Origin of the sequence: [Mycobacterium] stephanolepidis, assembly GCF_002356335.1 — a bacterium.
Taxonomy (GTDB): domain Bacteria; phylum Actinomycetota; class Actinomycetes; order Mycobacteriales; family Mycobacteriaceae; genus Mycobacterium; species Mycobacterium stephanolepidis.
Genome location: NZ_AP018165.1, coordinates 331,126 through 349,156 on the forward strand (window position 1 = coordinate 331,126; position 18,031 = coordinate 349,156).

Sequence of the window (18,031 nt, forward strand, 5' to 3'; positions counted from 1 at the left end):
CGGCGTTTTCAGGTGTGTCCGCGGCGGCCCACCCCTAGATTCGGAGTATGAGGCACGCCGGTCAACTCGCCGCGGAGTTCGTCGGCACGCTGATCTTGATTCTGTTCGGGTTGGGTGTCGTCGCACAGGTGGTGACGGCCGGGAACGAGGACTACGGCAATCACAACTCCATCGCCTGGGCCTGGGGCATGGGAGTCGCCTTCGGTATTTTCGCCGCCGGTCGGATATCCGGCGCGCACCTCAACCCGGCGGTCACCCTGGCGTTGGCGGCGTTTCGTGGATTCCCCTGGAAACAGGTGGTTCCGTTCATCGTGGCCCAGACCGCCGGTGCGTTCGTGGCGGCGCTGCTGGTTCGGTGGAACTACGGGAGTGTGTTGTCGGCCGTGGATCCCGGGCACACCATTGCGACGCAGGGGGTTTTCTCGACGCTGCCGGGCAATGGCGCCCTTGACGTCAGCCTGTGGGGCGGCCTGCGCGACCAGATCATCGGCACCGCGATCTTGCTGTTCCTGATCTTCGCCATTTCGGACCGGCGCAACATCCGCATGCCCGAGAGTCTTTTGCCCTTCGCGATCGGCACGGTGGTCGTCGGTCTGGGCATGTCGTGGGGGTCAATCGCGGGATACGCGATCAATCCGGCGCGCGACTTCGGACCCCGGCTGGCGTCCTATCTCACCGGATTCGATACGGCCTTCCTGGACCAGCACGGTGCCCAGTACTGGTGGGTGCCGATAGTGGGACCACTCATCGGAGGCCTGCTGGGGGCCGCCCTGTACCGCTACCTCGTGGAAGCATTCCTGTACGCAGACGATTCCGAAACCCAATCACCGTCGCACACCGAGGAGTTCGCCAATGGCTGATTTCGTGGCATCGATCGACCAGGGCACGACCAGCACGCGTGCCATGATCTTCAACCACCGGGGCGAGGAGGTCGGCCGCCACCAGTTGGAGCATCAGCAGCTGCTGCCGCGTGCTGGCTGGGTGGAGCACAATCCGGTGGAGATCTGGGAACGCACCTGGTCGGTGCTGGCCACTTCCCTGAACGTGACCGGGTTGTCGTCGGGGGATCTGGCCGCGGTGGGGGTGACCAACCAGCGCGAGACCACGTTGGTGTGGAACCGTCACACCGGCCGGCCGTACTGCAATGCCATCGTGTGGCAGGACACCCGCACCGACAAGATCGCGGCGGCGCTGGACCGAGACGGCCGCGGTGACGTCATCCGTGAGAAGGCCGGATTGCCACCTGCCACATACTTTTCCGGCGGCAAGCTGCAGTGGATTCTGGAGAACATCGACGGTGTGCGCCGCGACGCGGAGAACGGGGATGCGCTCTTCGGCACCCCCGATAGCTGGGTGATCTGGAACCTTACCGGCGGCATTCGTGGCGGGGTGCACGTCACCGACGTGACCAACGCCAGCCGTACGATGCTGATGAACCTGGAGACCCTGGATTGGGATGACGAGCTGTTGTCGTTCTTTTCCATTCCGCGCCAGATGCTTCCGCCGATCAAGGCATCCTCGCCGGTAGAGCCCTTTGGTGTGACGACCCATATGGGGCCGCTCGGGGGTGAGGTGCCCATTGCCGGTGACCTGGGCGATCAGCAGGCGGCGATGGTGGGGCAGGTGTGCCTGAGCCCCGGCGAGGCCAAGAACACCTATGGCACCGGAAACTTCTTGCTACTCAACACCGGTGAAGAATTGGTCCGCTCCCGCAACGGGTTGTTGACCACGGTCTGTTACCAATTCGGGGACAACAAACCGGCGTACGCGCTGGAGGGTTCCATCGCGGTTACCGGCTCGGCGGTGCAGTGGTTGCGGGATCAGCTCGGCATCATCAGCGGTGCCGCACAGAGCGAGGATTTGGCGCGTCAGGTCGAGGACAACGGCGGAGTCTATTTCGTACCGGCCTTCTCGGGTCTGTTCGCGCCGTACTGGCGTTCGGATGCCCGCGGCGCGATCGTGGGCCTTTCCCGGTTCAACACCAACGCGCATTTGGCGCGCGCGACGCTGGAGGCGATCTGCTACCAGAGCCGCGAAGTGGTCGAGGCCATGGAGGCCGACTCGGGTGTGCACCTGGAGGTGCTCAAGGTGGACGGTGGGATCACCGCGAATAAGCTTTGCATGCAGATCCAGGCCGACACCCTGGGCGTGGATGTCGTCAAACCTGTTGTCGCCGAGACGACCGCGCTCGGTGCTGCGTATGCGGCGGGCTTGGCCGTTGGTTTCTGGAAGGACGTCGAGGACCTGCGGCGGAACTGGCAGGAAGACGAGCGATGGAGCTCCTCGATCAACGAAGAACAGCGCGAGCACGGATTCGCCGGCTGGAAGAAGGCCGTACAGCGCACGCTGGACTGGGTCGAGGTGTAAGTAATGGCCGAGTGTCGACTTCTCGGGTGAAAGCTCGAGAGAACGGCCCGAGAAGTCGACACTCGACAGGTGAGCTAGTCGGTTTCGCCCAAGATGCCGTAGATCTGCTTGCGGGCAGAATTTACGATCTCGATGATCCGCTGCTGCTGTTCGGCTGAGGCGGCGTGGGCCGATTGCGCGACCGCGCCCATCAGCTGACCGAGTGCGGAACGAAGATCGAGCACCGATGGATCGGCGTCCTCGTTGATCTTGTCCCAGGGCGGGGTGTCGAGTTTGGCCGCGCCAGCCTTGCCTTCTTCGGTGAGCTCGAACTGCTTGCGGCTGCCGCTGCCTTCGGCCTCGACGATGAGGCCCTCGTCGACGAGCAGTTGCAGTGTCGGATAGACCGAACCGGGGCTTGGCCGCCAGATGTTATTGCTGCGTTCGGCGATCTCGCGGATCATCTCGTAGCCGTGCATCGGGCGTTCGGCGAGCAGCGCCAGGATGGCGGCCCGGACGTCGCCGCGCTGGCCACGTCCTCGTCCGCGTCCACGCGGCTGGTCACCGAAACCGAATCCGAAACCAGGGCCGAAGCCCGGACCGAATCCGCGTCCAAACCCTGGCCCGAACCCGCGGTCCATGAACGCGCCGGGGCCGCGACGCCCAGCCCAGGCTTGCTCCTGGAACTCGCCGCGCGGGTCGCATTCGTGACGACGACCACCGTGGCGCCGACCTGGTCCGCGACGTGTGGGGTCGAAACCGAATCCGAAACCAAATGGTGTGTCGGGCCGAAACTGCTCGGCCCTTTCCTCATGGGAAGTCATGTGTATCTCCTTGTGCTTGGGGGAGGCGTGATCACCTCTCGATACATAACGATATATCGGAATCGATCGTGATGCAACGAAAACTTTCGGAGGTGATTTCGAGAGCTCCTGCCAGCTACGCGCCGTAGGGTGACCGCCATGACGGTGAAGTGGCTGGAACAACCCGAGGACCACGACTACGCGGCGGCCGTGGACTACCTGACGCTCGTCGGTGAGGCCGATGTGGTGAAGCGGACCGTGAAGGCGCTGCGCAACGCGACGCTGGAGTACCGCAAGGCCAAGGACATCCTGCGGGCGGCTCACCTGGAGATGCTTCCCAAGACCAACGCTCACGTGGCCCGCGACCTTGCGAAGATCGCCAAGGACAAGGCGTTGTCCCCTATCCTGCTGGTACGGGGGGATGCACGTTCCGGGGCGCGGCTCGAGATCGCAGACGGCTACCACCGGGTCTGCGCTAGCTACATATCCGACGAAAATACCGACATCCCCTGCCATTTGGTTTCCTGGCAGTAGCTCCATGAGCGGATTTGGATTTCCGACCCTGGCGATCGTCGTCGTCGTCGGAATGGTCGGGCCGCTGCTCGCACTCAATACGCGGCTGCGGATTCCTGTCGTCATCGGTGAACTACTCGCCGGAATCATCATCGGCCGCACCGGATTTAGCTGGATCGACGCCTTCGATCCCACGTTCAAGATGTTCGCCGACGTCGGGTTCGCACTGGTCATGTTCGTGGCAGGCACGCATGTGCCCATACGCGACAAGACGATGGTGGCCGCACTACCCAAGGCGGCACTGCGCGCCATCGTGGTGGGCGCGGTCGGTGCGGTACTCGGAGTGCTGCTGGCCAACGCGTTCCACACCGGACACGCACCGCTGTACGCGGTGCTCATCGCCTCCTCCTCGGCGGCGCTGGTACTGCCGATCATCGACTCCCTGGGCCTGCAAGGGCCCAAGGTGTTGAGCGCCACCGCGCAGGTCGCCATCGCCGATACCGCGTCGATTGTGCTGCTGCCCTTGGTTATCGATCTCAAACATGCTCCCCGTGCTGCCGTCGGTGCGGTGGCCGTTGCGGCGTGCGCGGGCATTGTCTTCGTGATCCTGCGCGCGCTCGATCAGGCCGGAAAGCTCGACCGGTTCCACGACTATTCAAAGCAGCGCCGAGTGGCCATGGAGCTACGGATCAGCCTGGCCATCGTCTTCGGGCTGGCGGCGCTGGCCGTGGAGACCCACGTGTCGATCATGTTGGCCGGGTTCGCCCTGGGCCTGGTCGTCGCGGGCATCGGAGAGCCGCGCCGCCTTGCCAAGCAGTTGTTCGGATTCACCGAGGGCTTCTTCTCGCCGCTGTTCTTCGTCTGGCTGGGGGCGTCCCTGCACGTGCGTGAGCTCGGTGAGAACCCCAAGCTCATGCTGCTGGGGCTGGGCCTGGGTGGCTCGGCCGTGTTGGCCCATGTGGTCGGACGGCTCTTCGGACAGCCTGTATCGCTGGGTGCGTTGGCGGCGGCTCAGCTCGGCGTGCCCATCGCGGCGGCCGCGATCGGCGAACAGCAGCAATCATTACTGCACGGTGAGGCTGCGGCACTCATCTTGGGGGCACTGGTCACGATCGTCGCGGCAACGCTAGGCGGCTCGGTCTACGCGAAGACGTCTGCCCGGAATCAGCCAGGGGTAGCGAAACCTGAAGGCCCCCGAGGAGACTCGGAGGGTTCTGAAGCTGCCGATGCCGAGGGTGGTCCGGCCCAGTCGGCCGGCGGGACAGGCGACGGCGCCGCAGGGTAGGCGGGCTGCATGTGTTCCAGGGCGCGGAGGTGACGTTCGGCGAGCACCGCAGCCAGCATGAACTGTGGGGGTGTGCCGGGCGGCGGTGGCGGTGCGATGCTGGCAAGCACATCGGTGGAGATCTGATAGAGCATCTGGTCACGGGTTTGCGGCGCCAATTGCCCTGCACGGTTGAGGAATTGGCGCGCAAGATTCGCCTGTTCGGTGGTGAGCCCCGAGAGTTGTAGCGTCTGCGCCCATTCGGCCAGTGGTGGTGGCATCACCGGTGGCGGAGGGAGTTTGGGGCCACGCTCGCTGATCACCATGGTGCCCGCGAAGATGTCGCCCAGACGTTTGCCCTTGGCCGACACCAAGCTGCTGATCACGGCGGGTGCGCCCATGAACATGAAGATCTCGACCACGGCCGCAAGGGCGCGGATGACGGCTTGCCGCAGGCGTTCCGGGCCGCCGTCGTCGGACACCACCCGCAATCCCATGGCCATCTTGCCCAGCGAGCGTCCCCGGGTCGACATCTCCCAGATGACGGGATAGCCGACGAGCGCCAGCACGGAGTAGGCGATGCTGAGCGCGCCGGCCAGAGCCTCGTCGAACTGCGAGAGCGAGAACGCGACGACGAAGATTCCGGCATACAGCACGATCACCTGCACGAAGATGTCGATGAACGCGGACACCACCCGCACCGGAAGCTGGGCCACCTTGACGTCCAAGACAACCGCGTCACCCGTCACCAACTCGGACATCACTCGAGACTACTAGTATTTGCCAGATGGACGTGGACGCATTCGTCGCCACTCACCGGGGGACATGGGACCGACTGGAGCTGCTGCTCAAGCGCAGGAGGAGCCTGAGCGGTCCAGAGATCGATGAGCTGGTCGAGCTGTACCAGCGAGTGTCGACACACCTGTCGACCGTGCGGTCGTCCTCGGGGGATCCGGCATTGGTCGGGCGGCTGTCCAACCTGGTTGCCCGGGCACGTTCGGCCGTAACCGGCGAGCATGCCCCGCTGTGGCGTCACTTCATCCGATTCTGGACGGTGTCGTTTCCCGTGGTCGCCTACCGGAGCTGGCGTTGGTGGCTGGGCGCGACGGTCGCCTCGATGGTGTTGGCAGTCGCCGTCGGTATCTGGGTGATGCACTCGGCCGAGCTGCAATCGGTGATCGGAACACCCGATGAGATTGCGCACCTGGTGAACGAGGACTTCGAAAACTATTACAGCGAGCATCCCGCGGCGGCCTTCGCGCTGCACGTGTGGATCAACAACTCGTGGGTGGCGGCCCAGTGCATCATCTTCGCCGTGCTGCTGGGCATTCCCATCCCGTTTGTGCTGTTCATGAATGCGGCGAATGTGGGCGTGGCCGGTGGTTTGATGATCGCGGCGGGCCGCGGAGATGTGTTCTTCGGCCTGATCCTTCCGCACGGTCTCTTGGAGTTGACGGCGGTGTTCTTGGCCGCGGGCGCGGGAATGCGCCTGGGATGGAAGGTCATTGACCCCGGCGATCGGCCCCGTGGACAAGTGCTTGCCGAGCAGGGCCGTGCCGTCATGTCGGTGGCGGGCGGATTGGTCGGGGTACTGCTGGTGAGCGGTCTCATCGAGGCGCTGGTCACCCCGTCGCCGTTGCCCACATTCGCGCGTGTGGCAATCGGGGTGATCGCGGAGGCGCTGTTCCTGGCCTATGTGGTGATTCTCGGGCGGCGTGGGGTGGCCGCTAACGAATCCGGCGATATGGAAGATGCTCCCGACTACGCTCCGGCTTCCTGAGCGCTACAGGCGTCCGGATGCCTTCAACGACAGATACCGGTCGGCAAGGGCCGGGGCGATCTCGTCCGGTGGGGCGTCGACGACTTCGACACCTTGACGACGCAACAGGGTGACGATGCGTCGGCGTCCGCCGCGGGTACGTTCGGCGGCGGCCGCGTCGTAGACCTGCTCGACGTCGAGCGACCGGATATTTCCTGGCGCCGTGGAGTTCTCGGGCATCACCATGTCGTCGACACGTGGATCGCTGACCGCGGCTACCAGCAGGTGGTGATGGCTGGTCAGCTGGGGAAGTAGCGGTAGCAGGCCCTCCTCGAGGGCCTCGGGGTTCAGGTCGGTCAGGAGCACGATGAGCGAGCGATGACGAGATTTGCGACGGATGGTGGCCACGAGATCGCGGGCGTCGGATTCGACAAGCGAGGGTTCCAGCGGCGCCATCGCGTTGACCACGAGCGAAAGCAGTTCGTTGCGCGATGCTCCGGACACCTGCGAGCGCACCGTGCGGTCGTGCGCCAGGAAGTCCACGCGATCTCCGGCGCGAGATGCCAATGCCACCAACAGCAATGCGGCGTCCATCGCCCAGTCCAACCGCGGCCACCCGGAGGGATCACCCGATGTCGGGTCGACGCCGATGCGTCCCGCCGAGGTGCGACCGGTGTCCAGCACCACGAGGATGCGGCGGTCTCGTTCCGGACGCCAGGTGCGTACCACCACGTCATTGCGCCGGGCGGAGGCGCGCCAGTCGATGGACCGGACATCGTCGCCCACGACATATTCACGCAGCGAGTCGAATTCGGTGCCTTGGCCGCGGATCAGCACAGGGATGGCGCCTTCGAGTTCGCGCAGTTTGGCCAGGCGGGATGGCAGATGCTTGCGACTCAGGAACGGCGGCAGTACGCGCAGCTGCCACGGCACGTCGTGACGTCCCTGCCGCCCGGCCAACCCCAGCGGTCCCACCGTGCGGACGGTCACCGTCGCCGGCCGGTGATCGCCACGGCGCAAGGGGTGCAAGGAGGTAACGATCTGTGTGCGTTCGCCGGTGCGCAGATTCAACCGGTGTGCCCGTGGTGTGGCACGCATGCTCGGTGCCCAACTGTCCCGGACCCATCCGCGTACCCGGCGGCCCGGATTCTGGATCTGCAGGGTGATGTCTGCGGATTCACCAAGCCGGATGGAATCCGGCCCCGACCGGACAAAGGTGAGACGGCGCGGGCTGGCGGCGGCGGCGATATCGACGACGATCAGTACCGCGAGCGCCAGGAGTAGCAGCCAGAACAGCCGAACCGGCCACTGCGACACCAGGATCAGCAGCGCGCCGAGCAGCGCCGCCAATCCCGCGCGTCCGGTGAGAATCACTAGCGCGGCACCGGAACCGTGACGAGGATGCCGTCGAGCACTCGGTCCGAGGTGGCGCCCTCCAACTCGGCCTCGGGGCGCAGGCCGATGCGGTGGCGCAGGGTCGGGCGCGCCATCGCCTTGACATCGTCCGGGGTGACGTAGTTGCGCCCGGAAAGCCACGCCCACGCACGGGATGTCGCCAGCAGGGCTGTCGCAGCGCGCGGGGAGGCGCCCAGCTGTAGCGAGGGCGATTGGCGGGTGGCGCGGATGACGTCGACCACGTAGGCGAGCACCTCGGGGGCCACCAGCACGCGGCCCACCGCGGCGCGTCCGGCCTCCAGGTCGGCGGCAGAGGCGACCGGAGTGACATGGGACAGGTTGCGGGGGTCGAATCCGTGCGCGTGCCGCTCCAGGATGGCAATCTCCTGATCACGTTCCGGCAGAGACACGTTGAGCTTCATGAGGAAGCGGTCCAACTGAGCCTCGGGCAGCTGATAGGTGCCCTCGTATTCGATGGGATTCTGGGTCGCGGCGACGATGAAGGGATCGGGGAGCGGCCGTGGAGTGCCATCGACCGTCACCTGACGCTCCTCCATGGCCTCCAGCAGTGCCGCCTGCGTCTTGGGCGGGGTGCGGTTGATCTCGTCGGCCAGCAGCAGATTGGTGAACACCGGACCGGCCCGGAACTCGAATGCCGCGGTGCGTGCGTCATAGACCAGGGACCCGGTGACGTCACCCGGCATCAGGTCGGGGGTGAACTGTACCCGCTTGAACTCCAGGGACAGCGCCGCCGAGAGCGTACGCACCAGAAGGGTTTTCGCGACTCCGGGGACGCCTTCCAACAGGACGTGCCCGCGGCACAGGAGCGCGACGACCAGTCCGCTGACCACGGAATCCTGCCCCACGACCACGGTGGCGATTTGTTCGCGCAACGCGGCCAGGGCATTGCGCGCGGCGTCCTCAGAGTTCCCGGTGGTGGATGCCTGTGTCACGATTCGCGTACCTGCCTTTCCAGAAGATCCAGTTGTCGAGTCAGATTGGTGAGCTGTTGGTCATCGGACGGGACGGGGCCGAACAGCACATGGTGAATCTCGATGGGGTTACGGCCTATTCGCTGAGCGACGGTGGTGGTGACGACCTGCGGCGTCTCGTCGACCGGGAGGCCGAGCCGGCGTACGATCCGGTAGGTGGCGGCCTCGCGCAACGATGCGGCGGCGAGATCGCGGGCACGGCGCGACCGGTAGAGGCGCCCGCGCCCCTCGGTGGTTTCCGAAGCGCGCACGATCACCGGAAGCTTTTCGGCGACCACGGGCCCCAGGCGGCGGCCCCGCCAGAGAGCGAGCAGCAGTACGACGATGCAGAGCTGCCACATGGCCATGCTCACTTGGTCGGGGATCAGATCACCCATCGATTTCGGTTGGGCGCTGGTGCCGACCTTCGGCCGTTCGGGGACGTACCAGACCAGGTGCGAGGAGCGGCCGGCCAGATTCATGGCCAATGCCGCATTGCCCTGCTTGGCCAGTTGCAGGTTGGATAGCAGGGTGTCATCGCCCAGCACGGTGATGGTGCGGGTGCCCTCGGGATAACGCAGCAGTGTGCCGCCGTAGCAGCTGATTTGGCCGGGACCTGGATTGGTGAATGTGTAGGTGGGGCCGATGTATGTCTGAATGGTGCCGGCCCGCTGAGCTTCCCGGAGATCGCAGTTGGGTTCGACGATCTCATCGCTTTGGTATGAGGTGATGCGTGCCTGCGAGGCCAGCCGCTCACGGGTCGCGGAGTACGGCGCCAGCAGCAGGCGATCCCCGGGAATCTCAATCAGAGAGTCCAGTATCTCGTCGGTGAGATTCCCATTGTCCAGCACCATGAGCTGGCTGTCGGGTCGCATCGCGGCACGGACCTCGCCGATGGTGGTGGCGCGTGTGACGGTGACACCGCGCTCGCGCAGCAGTTGCGCGAGAGCGTGCCCGCCCCGCTGGGTCACGGCTTCGGGGTCGAGATAGCCCTCGGGCCGAGGTGATTTGGTGACCAGTAGACCCGTGACGACGATGGCGACCAGCGCGGTCAGGATCCATGCCCAGGTGCGCCAGCGGTCCCGGAGGCGGGGAGAGGTGGCGGTGCTGGTGGTCACCGCACCGCCTCCCAGCCCGTCATCGCGCCCGGTTCTGTGGATGTCAACAGAACCGGGGCATCGCGGATATGGTCGTCCAAGTCGGCGATCTTGCGATAGGACTGTTCGGTGCCTGGGCGTTCGCCGTAGCTCACGTCATTGAAGATTTCCGCACTCGATCGGAATTCTGGTGCCAGTGAGGGTAATTCGCGTGATGCGTCGGCGGCCAGCTCGTTGGCGGTACGTCCGGGCACCGGGGTGAGGATCGTGCGTTCTTCGAGTTGGCGCGCCACGGCGCGCAGCCGGTGCCGGATTGCCGAGGCCCAGTCACCTTGGGATGCGGCGAGTTCGGCCGCCGCTCGATGCTCCGCCGCGGTGAGCTCAGCTGATTCGAAGAGCCCGAAATCCGCGCCGCCCTTGGTCCGGATGGCGCGGCGTGCAATGCGCACCAACAGCACCACGACGGCGATGATGATGAGCGCGGTGACGACGATGGTGAACCAACCGCCGGGAACCTCGCTGGCCCGGAACTCCAGGTAGTTCAGGTGTTCGATGATCCAGTTGACCAGACGGTCCAGTGGCGAGGGGTGCTCGTAGATCGGTTTGGCGAGTTCGTGTTGGGCCGCCTCGGCCGCTGATTCGCGGTCGATGTCGACGGTCGGCATTACACCTGAACCGGGGGATACGCGGGCAGCCACAACGCATCAGGGTCGATGCCGGGTTGTCCGAGGCGCTCGCGCGTTCTGGTTTCGGTTTGCAACACGAGATCGAATGCCTCGGTGCGCATTCGCTGATCGGTGTAGAGCAGCACGTTCACCGCGGCGTTGAACGGCAGCGTGATGATCTGGGCGACGATGACACCGACACTGGTGAGCGCCAGACCCAGGAGCATTGTCGTGCTGCTGGTATTCGATGAGCCCAGGCCCATGCCGATCTGTCCGCCGAGGCTGAAGGGCATTCCCAGGATGCCGGCAACGATGCCGACGATGATGGATGTGAGTAGCAGGATGCCCAGGAGGCGCCAATAGCCCTTGCGTACCAAGGATATTGATCGGCCGATTGCGCCGAAGACACTCTGGCGCTCCAGGATGAGTACCGGTGAGGCCAGGGCGAAGACGGGAATGAGATAGAAGTACAGCGCCAGGAAGCCGAATCCGAGCGCGAAGCCCGCCGGTACTGCGCCCCATGGGCCGACGGTGAGGGCAAGCCCAACCACTCCGGCGATACCGATCGCGAGGGGCAGGGTCAGCAGTAGAGCGGAGAGGAAGGCCAATCCGATGAGCGCCCAGATGCGGGGCTTGGCGCGCTGCCATGCCGCGGAAGGAGTGGTGTGTTCACCGAACACCGAGCGTCCGACGGTGACCGTAAGCATGCCGCTCAGGACGATGGTGACCAGCATGGTGATGACGTAGCCGATGGCAGCACCGCCGAAGTATCCGATCCCGAATGCGGCGGCGAATGCGTCGTCGCTGTTCGCGTCGAAGCCGCTGACACCGCTGAGCAGGCCAATGATGGGGCCTGCTTGCAACGCGAAGGTGAGCAGTTGGCTGATGACCACGACGACGGCAGTGAGACCGATCGTTGCCTTCGGGTTGGCGCGAATGGCGGCGACGGCCCCGTCGTACAGCGCGGACAGATCCAGCGGGCGCAGCGGGATGATGCCGGGTTTCAGTGCCGGTGGCGCCGGTGTCACCCAGTAGGGAACGTGCGGCGGCCCCTGATATCCAGGCGGTGGTGGTTGATACCCAGGGGGTGGCGGTTGGTATCCGGGGGGTGGCGGCTGGTATCCGAATCCCGGGGGCGGATATCCATAGGCCGGGGCGGGTGGATAGCCAGGCGCAGCAGGAGGGTAGGCGGGTGGGGGTCCCGGGGGTAGCGGAGACGGAGTGACGCCCCCCTCGTCGTTGCTCATTGCTCCATTTTGGCGGCTAAGGGCGTTCCTGGCAATTGCCTCCTAATTCATATGTCAATGCCATTGACATATGTCAGGTGGATTGACATTCTGGAGGTATGACTGAGAAGAGCGCCACACAGGAATTCGATCTCGCGTTTGAGGCCGCGTACCGCGGCGAGCGTCCCGACGGTTTGGGTGTTCGTCCGCCGTGGAGCATTGGTGAACCACAGCCCGAGATCGCGACACTGATCGCCGAGGGCAAGGTGCGTGGGGAGGTGCTTGACGCCGGTTGCGGCGAGGCGGCGACCGCGCTGTATCTCGCCGAGGTGGGGCATACCACCGTAGGTCTGGACTCCGCGCCCAAGGCCATCGAACTGGCGAAAGGCTATGCGGCCGAACGCGGTCTGACGAATGCCAGTTTCGCGGTCGCCGACATTTCGGCCTTTACGGGCTACGACGGGCGGTTCGACACCATTATCGATTCGACGCTGTTCCACTCGATGCCCGTCGAACTGCGCGATGGCTATCAGCGTTCGATCGTCCGGGCCGCGGCGCCGGGCGCACGCTACTACGTATTGGTCTTCGATCGTGCCGCGTTCCCGGCGGAATCACCCGTCAATGCCGTCACCGAAAACGAACTGCGGGATGCGGTTTCGAAGTATTGGGCCATTGATGAGATCCGCCCGGCCAAGATCTACGCGAACTTCAACGGATTCGAACCGGGTGTGGCCCAGGGGTTCGCCCGGCACCAGGTCGAGCCCGATGGCCGGTCATCGGTGTCGGCGTGGCTACTTTCGGCGCACCTGGCGGGCTAGAAGTCCAGGATGAACCGCTCGGGGTGGTGGTAGTCGTTGGTGCGGGACTGGCCGGTATCGAGATGCGGCGGCGGAATCCATTCGGTGATCCCGTTACTACTGCGTTTTCGGGTGGTCCAGCCCTGTTGGAGCAGCCGATGATGTGGGCCGCAGGCGAAGGTCAGATTGTCGATGTGAGTGGGTCCGTCGTCGCGCCAATCATCGACGTGATGCACCTGGCAGAGGTAACCGGGCACCGTACATCCCGGTGCCGAGCAGCCACGATCTTTGGCGTGTAAGACAATTCGCTGATCGGCTGTGGCGATCCTTTTGGCCCGCCCCAGGTAGAGAGGGCGGCCGTCGTCGTCGAATATCGCGAGGTAATGCAGGGCGTGGGCAGCCATCCGGATCAGATCGCGGATAGGCACCAGGTTGCCGCTACCCGATACTGCCTGCCCGGCCGCGCTCTGCATCTCGCTCAGGGTCGTTGAGACGACGACGGTGACGGGTAATCCATGATGTGAGCCCAGCTTGCCCGAAGCCAAGGTGCTGCGCAGGCACGCTCGTAGTCCGTCGTGGTTTCGCTGGGCGGTGGTTCGCGTGTCGCGCTCGGCGGCTGCGCAGTCGGGTTCACCTTCGGTCATGGGAGATTCGTCGCGAGGATCGCACATGCCTGGCGCAGCGAGCTTGCTCAGCACTGCGTCGAGGTAGGCACGAGTCTCCGGATCCAGCAGGCCGCTGATGGCGCTCATTCCGTCGGTTCCCTGGCGCCCGATCGATATGCCCCGCAAACGGGCGCGGTCGACGTCAGAGAATCGGCCGTCGGGATTGATCAGAGCCGCGATCCGGTTGGCGCCGGCGCGGAGTTGTTCCGGGCCGAATTCGGTTCCCATGGATGCGAGTCGCTCCTCGGCAGACTCGCGGGTATCGCCGTCGATCGCGTCGGGTAAGGCGTCGAAGAACCTGCGGATGATTCGCACGTGCTCGTCGCCGAGGCGGCCCTGCCGCAATGCGTGGGCGGTACGCGGAAGTAGGGGTTCTAGGGGCTCGCCGGTGAACGCACGCCGGGGGCCGAGATGTGCGGCGTCAGCGAGGCGACGCCGAGCGGTTGCGGTACTTATCGAGAGGTGCCGTGCCAGTACTTCCGCGAATGACGTACCGCCCAACGCGACCGGTGACCCGCGTTCCACCAGCCGGGCGGTGAGCGCGTGTGAGGCTGCGGTGATCTTGCGCTGTGCGATTTCCAGTTGCCTTAGCGCGGAGAGTAACTCGGGATTGTTGAGCTCATCACACGACGACTCGACGACAGCCGTACCTGTCGCCAGTAGATCGTCGATTGGACTCATGGCTGAAGGCTATGGACGACGACCGACAGCTGGGCGAGGTTATCCACAACCACGATGGCCATCCACAAGCGGGATGAACCGCTTGTCGAATGTCAGAAGTTGCGGTAGTCGCGAACCGGCATCCGTGATCCGCGCCTTTCCGGCTTAGGTGCCATGAGCTCGATGAGTCGAATGACTCGATAGCGTTGTCCGGCATAGGGTTCCAGGAGTTGCAGCATGCCGGCATCGTCGGTCTTATTGCCGGTGAACGCGAATCCCACCTGCCCGGCGATGTGGTAGTCCCCGACGGGCACGGCGTCGGGATCGCCGAGCGCGCGACTGCGGACCTCGGCCTCGGTCCACGGTCCGATGCCGTGGATCGAGGTCAGGTGCTCTGGCTTGGTTTCCACGTCGACGTTGGCAGCGATGCGGACCGTGCGCATGCGGACCGGTTCGGCACCGGACTTGTGCCATTCCCACGACGGGATATCGAGCCATTCTCGTTGGGGTGGTGGAATCTTGGCGGCACCCATGTCGGTGCCGACACAGTTGATGAGATACCGCCAGGCGCGCCAGGCCTCTGCGCCGGGCACCTTCTGTTCCAGCACGGCGGGAACGAGGGCCTCCCACACGCGATCGGTGGCGCCAAGACGGATGCCTTTCGCGCCCTGGATCAGCCGGGTGACAACCTCGTGTTTGGGTGTGAGCGCTTCGGGTTCGTCGTCGGCGCCCAACAGGCGTGGCAGGCGATCGAGCAGCCACGCGGCACCGTCACCGTAGGCCCGGCCGACGACAGTTTTGTCTTCGCGTGAGATCGTCAGTACCCCAGGGCCATCCGGGGTATAGGAGCCCCGGGTGATGGATCCGCCGGGGGATACCCGATACGTGGGATCAGTCGAACCGCGCCGGTGGATGCCGAGGGTTCGGCGTATATCCAACGGCCACGGTGGAGTCCACTCACGGACGAGCGGAGCTGCTAGGCCCCCGGGCAGAACTTCCAGCCGCCGGTCTCCTTCTTGAACTCGATGTCGTGCTTGCCCTTGGCGTCGGTGATGTGAATGACGGCGACGTCGCCGTCGATCTCGAGGCCAGTGATCTTCGAGGGGCCGTTGTCGGCCTTGGTCAAGGCGTTGAGATCGGGAGCCTGGCCGCTTCCGGCGATGTCCTTGAACGCCTCGCGGTACTTGGCGCAGAAGAAGGTGAGCATCTTCTTGAAGTCGTTGGCCTTGGCGGCATCGGCCATCCCGGAGATGGTCTGCTTGATCGCCTTGATGTCCTCGTCCTTGTTGGAGCCGGAGGAGCGGGGTGAGTCGACGATCTGGTCGTTGGCGGTTGTTGTGCGCTCGGTGCTGGAGTTGGTGGTGGTGAGGCCGAGCACCAGCAGGGCGATCAGGAAGATGCCGAGCGAGCCACCGACGACGGCCAGAGCCTTCTGCTGTGGGGTCAGTGGCGGCCGGGGAGGTTTGGGGACGGGCGCGTAGCCGCTGGGAGGCTGCCCATAAGGGCCGGGCTGCGGGTATCCGGGGAACTGCTGTTGGGGCTGCTGGTACTGGCCGTGGGGGTACTGCGGTTGCGTCATCTGCGTATCTGTCCTAGCGCGGCTGCGGTCATGGCGTTCCATGCCAGTGTGCCGGATGGGCGCGCTGGTGGTGGTTGTCACGCGGTTTCCGTGTCTGCCGACGTGATGTCCAGTTTCTCCACACGCCTTCTGGGCATGTCCGAGATTCAGGCTTCAGCGGGCTGCGCTGTTAGTCTCCGAAGAACGCCGGAATGGGGACGCGGGGAGGCGTGCTCGACCGGTTGATCGCAAGGAAGCGCGAAAGAGCTGGTAGCGAGGCTGACGGAGAGATTAGTGCGCGGCGGAGAGATCAAGGCCCTCACGGGGCTTCGCATCATCGCCGCGCTCTGGGTTGTGCTCTTCCACTTCCGGCCCCTGCTCGAGGACGCGGTCCCCGGATTCCGGTCCGCGCTGACCCCCGTTCTCGACTGTGGCGCCCAGGGCGTCGATCTCTTCTTCATTCTCAGTGGGTTCGTGCTGACCTGGAACTATCTCGACAAAATGGGCGATCGCTGGTCAACCCGCGAGACGCTGCACTTCCTGTGGCTGCGCCTGGCCCGGGTGTGGCCCGTGTACCTGGTCACCATGCATCTGGCCGCGCTGTGGGTCATCTTCACCATGCACGTCGGACACATACCGCCCAAGGACGTCAACGGATACGACGCCATGAGCTACGTGCGCCAGCTGTTCATGGTGCAGTTGTGGTTCCGTCCGTACTTCGACCTGTCCAGCTGGAACGGTCCGGCGTGGTCGATCAGCGCTGAATGGCTGGCTTACCTGCTCTTCGGCGGCCTGGTCCTTGTCATCTTCCGGATGGCGCGCGCGACCCGCGCCCGCAGCCTGATGGTTCTGGCCGTGGTGGCTTCGCTGCCACCGGTCATCTTGCTGCTGCTGACGGGGCAGTTCTACACACCGTGGAGCTGGTTGCCGCGCATTGTTATGCAGTTCACCGCGGGCGCCCTCGCGTGCGCTGCGGTGAGCAGACTGCGGCTGACGCACCGTTCCCGCCATATCGCCGGCTACGTGGCGATCGCGATCATCGCGGCGATCGTGGGCTCGCTGTACTTCTTGGACGCCCACCCGATCTCCGGAGTCACCGATAGCAGCGGAGTGGTGGATGTGCTGTTCGTGCCGCTGGTGATGGCGCTGGCGGTGGGCATCGGCCCGCTGCCCACACTGCTCTCCACGCGCATCATGGTCTACGGCGGTCAGATCTCCTTTGGGCTCTACATGGTGCATGAGCTCGTGCACGTCTCCTGGACATGGGCCACCAAGCAGTTCGAGCTCTCACTGACCGACCCCGGCGGCGGTTGGATCGTTGTCGGTCTGATTGCGCTCGCTGTGGTGCTGTCCATGGCGCTGTATCACGGCGTGGAGGAACCTGGACGGTGCTGGATGCGCCGCATGATCGGCGTCACCAAACCAGCGATCACCGATCACCATGTTCCGCACAATGGTCACAAACACCAGGTGCCGGCGGACGTGACCGATTCCGATCGGGAGCCGGTGCCGACCGGTGTAACGAGTCGATAGTTTCAAACGAATAACGCTGTGCCGCAGCTGGGTTTGAGGCCCCTAAAATGCTGGGGACAGTGGGAGGTAGCAGTGGTTCGTCTGGCGGCGGTCGGCATCGCATTCGCGTTTCTCTTCGGGGTGGCTGCCCCGCAGCCCGCACCTGTGCGCCCCTACCGACTCGCCTACTTAGGTTCCGGACTGAACCATGTCGCGGTGGTCAGCGATTCGTACACGACCGGCACCAAGGAAGGCGGCCTGGGCGCCAAATCGTGGACATCGCTGGCGTGGCGGATCCTGGGGCGCGAAGGTGTCCGCATCAACGCCGATGTCGCGGCCGAAGGGCGCGCCGGTTACGGCGTGCGCGGTGACCACGGCAGCGTCTTCGCCGACCTCACCGACCGGGTAGTGCGTCCCGACGACGAGCTGGTGGTGTTCTTCGGTTCGCGCAACGACCAGGATGTCGATCCGGACGCATATGCGGAGGCGACCCGCCGCACACTGGCGTCGGCACGGCGCACGGCGCCGGCGGCCAAGCTGCTCGTGATCGGCCCCCCCTGGCCGACGGCCGACGTGCCCGACGTGGTGCTGCAGCTGCGCGACATTCTGTACGGCGAGGCCCATGCGATCGGTGCGTCGTGGGTGGATCCGCTGGCCGAACGCTGGTTCGTGGGGCACCCGGAGCTGATCGGCTCCGACGGCGTGCATCCCAACGATGCCGGGCACGCCTACATGGCCGACAAGATCGCCCCGCTCATCCGTACCCGGCTGACCCGTCGGCTCTGAGAGTAGAGTCCAGG

General features: G+C 65.0%; 17 protein-coding genes and 1 pseudogene. 8 read left to right on the forward strand and 10 right to left on the reverse strand.

The window, feature by feature from the left end:
- Positions 1-47: 47 nt before the first annotated feature.
- Positions 48-860, forward strand: coding sequence for an MIP/aquaporin family protein (locus tag MSTE_RS01730; RefSeq protein ID WP_096498509.1), 813 nt, complete (start codon positions 48-50; stop codon positions 858-860).
- On the forward strand, positions 853-2,367 hold the full coding sequence (gene glpK / locus MSTE_RS01735; RefSeq protein ID WP_096498510.1) for a glycerol kinase GlpK: 1,515 nt from the start codon (positions 853-855) through the stop codon (positions 2,365-2,367). The genes MSTE_RS01730 and glpK overlap by 8 nt, the downstream gene beginning before the upstream one ends.
- A gap of 74 nt (positions 2,368-2,441) precedes the next feature.
- Here the strand turns inward: glpK and MSTE_RS01740 are convergent, their stop codons facing one another.
- Positions 2,442-3,170: a PadR family transcriptional regulator gene (locus MSTE_RS01740; protein WP_096498511.1), complete on the reverse strand. Its 729-nt coding sequence runs from the start codon at positions 3,168-3,170 to the stop codon at positions 2,442-2,444.
- A gap of 138 nt (positions 3,171-3,308) precedes the next feature.
- On the opposite strand from MSTE_RS01740, the gene MSTE_RS01745 reads away from it, so the two are divergent.
- Positions 3,309-3,683 (forward strand): hypothetical protein, encoded by a 375-nt coding sequence (locus MSTE_RS01745; RefSeq protein ID WP_046255452.1) that lies wholly within the window; start codon positions 3,309-3,311, stop codon positions 3,681-3,683.
- A 4-nt stretch (positions 3,684-3,687) separates the two neighbouring features.
- Positions 3,688-4,947 (forward strand): cation:proton antiporter, encoded by a 1,260-nt coding sequence (locus MSTE_RS01750; protein WP_096498512.1) that lies wholly within the window; start codon positions 3,688-3,690, stop codon positions 4,945-4,947.
- Between the two features lie 368 nt (positions 4,948-5,315).
- Here MSTE_RS01750 and MSTE_RS25390 read toward each other — a convergent pair.
- Positions 5,316-5,627 (reverse strand): annotated as a pseudogene (locus MSTE_RS25390) (RDD family protein); the annotation flags it as partial.
- Positions 5,628-5,713: 86 nt separating this feature from the next.
- Between MSTE_RS25390 and MSTE_RS01760 the strand changes: the two are divergent.
- On the forward strand, positions 5,714-6,706 hold the full coding sequence (locus MSTE_RS01760) for a stage II sporulation protein M (protein WP_096498513.1): 993 nt from the start codon (positions 5,714-5,716) through the stop codon (positions 6,704-6,706).
- A gap of 3 nt (positions 6,707-6,709) precedes the next feature.
- On the opposite strand, the gene MSTE_RS01765 is transcribed toward MSTE_RS01760, so the two are convergent.
- The 5 genes from MSTE_RS01765 to MSTE_RS01785 are packed head-to-tail and all read right to left on the reverse strand — an operon-like array spanning position 6,710 to position 11,841.
- Positions 6,710-8,059 (reverse strand): DUF58 domain-containing protein, encoded by a 1,350-nt coding sequence (locus MSTE_RS01765; protein WP_096498514.1) that lies wholly within the window; start codon positions 8,057-8,059, stop codon positions 6,710-6,712.
- Positions 8,059-9,033, reverse strand: a complete 975-nt coding sequence (locus tag MSTE_RS01770; RefSeq protein WP_096498515.1) for an AAA family ATPase — start codon at positions 9,031-9,033, stop codon at positions 8,059-8,061. The genes MSTE_RS01765 and MSTE_RS01770 overlap by 1 nt, the downstream gene beginning before the upstream one ends.
- On the reverse strand, positions 9,030-10,169 hold the full coding sequence (locus tag MSTE_RS01775) for a DUF4350 domain-containing protein (RefSeq protein WP_096498516.1): 1,140 nt from the start codon (positions 10,167-10,169) through the stop codon (positions 9,030-9,032). Before MSTE_RS01775 ends, MSTE_RS01770 begins: the two co-directional genes overlap by 4 nt.
- Positions 10,166-10,813 (reverse strand): DUF4129 domain-containing protein, encoded by a 648-nt coding sequence (locus MSTE_RS01780; RefSeq protein ID WP_096498517.1) that lies wholly within the window; start codon positions 10,811-10,813, stop codon positions 10,166-10,168. The genes MSTE_RS01775 and MSTE_RS01780 overlap by 4 nt, the downstream gene beginning before the upstream one ends.
- Positions 10,813-11,841: a glycerophosphoryl diester phosphodiesterase membrane domain-containing protein gene (locus MSTE_RS01785; RefSeq protein ID WP_162291531.1), complete on the reverse strand. Its 1,029-nt coding sequence runs from the start codon at positions 11,839-11,841 to the stop codon at positions 10,813-10,815. The genes MSTE_RS01780 and MSTE_RS01785 overlap by 1 nt, the downstream gene beginning before the upstream one ends.
- A gap of 317 nt (positions 11,842-12,158) precedes the next feature.
- Between MSTE_RS01785 and MSTE_RS01790 the strand changes: the two genes are divergently transcribed.
- Positions 12,159-12,857, forward strand: coding sequence for a class I SAM-dependent methyltransferase (locus tag MSTE_RS01790; RefSeq protein WP_096498519.1), 699 nt, complete (start codon positions 12,159-12,161; stop codon positions 12,855-12,857).
- Here the strand turns inward: MSTE_RS01790 and MSTE_RS01795 are convergent.
- The 3 genes from MSTE_RS01795 to MSTE_RS01805 all read right to left on the reverse strand — a co-directional run bounded on the left by MSTE_RS01795 (position 12,854) and on the right by MSTE_RS01805 (position 15,740).
- Complete coding sequence (locus MSTE_RS01795; protein WP_096498520.1) at positions 12,854-14,182, reverse strand: HNH endonuclease signature motif containing protein; 1,329 nt, start codon at positions 14,180-14,182, stop codon at positions 12,854-12,856. The genes MSTE_RS01790 and MSTE_RS01795 overlap by 4 nt on opposite strands.
- Positions 14,183-14,274: 92 nt before the next feature.
- Complete coding sequence (locus MSTE_RS01800; protein ID WP_096498521.1) at positions 14,275-15,099, reverse strand: DNA-3-methyladenine glycosylase family protein; 825 nt, start codon at positions 15,097-15,099, stop codon at positions 14,275-14,277.
- Positions 15,100-15,137: 38 nt separating this feature from the next.
- Positions 15,138-15,740, reverse strand: a complete 603-nt coding sequence (locus MSTE_RS01805; RefSeq protein WP_096498522.1) for a hypothetical protein — start codon at positions 15,738-15,740, stop codon at positions 15,138-15,140.
- 273 nt (positions 15,741-16,013) lie between these two features.
- Between MSTE_RS01805 and MSTE_RS01810 the strand changes: the two genes are divergently transcribed.
- Together MSTE_RS01810 and MSTE_RS01815 are read left to right on the forward strand one after the other, a co-directional pair.
- The gene (locus MSTE_RS01810; protein WP_096498523.1) at positions 16,014-17,252 is read left to right on the forward strand and encodes an acyltransferase family protein; all 1,239 of its coding nucleotides are present in this window, start codon (positions 16,014-16,016) and stop codon (positions 17,250-17,252) included.
- Positions 17,253-17,324: 72 nt separating this feature from the next.
- Entirely contained in the window at positions 17,325-18,017 is a 693-nt protein-coding gene (locus MSTE_RS01815) for an Rv0518 family GDSL lipase (protein WP_096498524.1), read from the forward strand.
- Positions 18,018-18,031 lie beyond the last annotated feature (14 nt).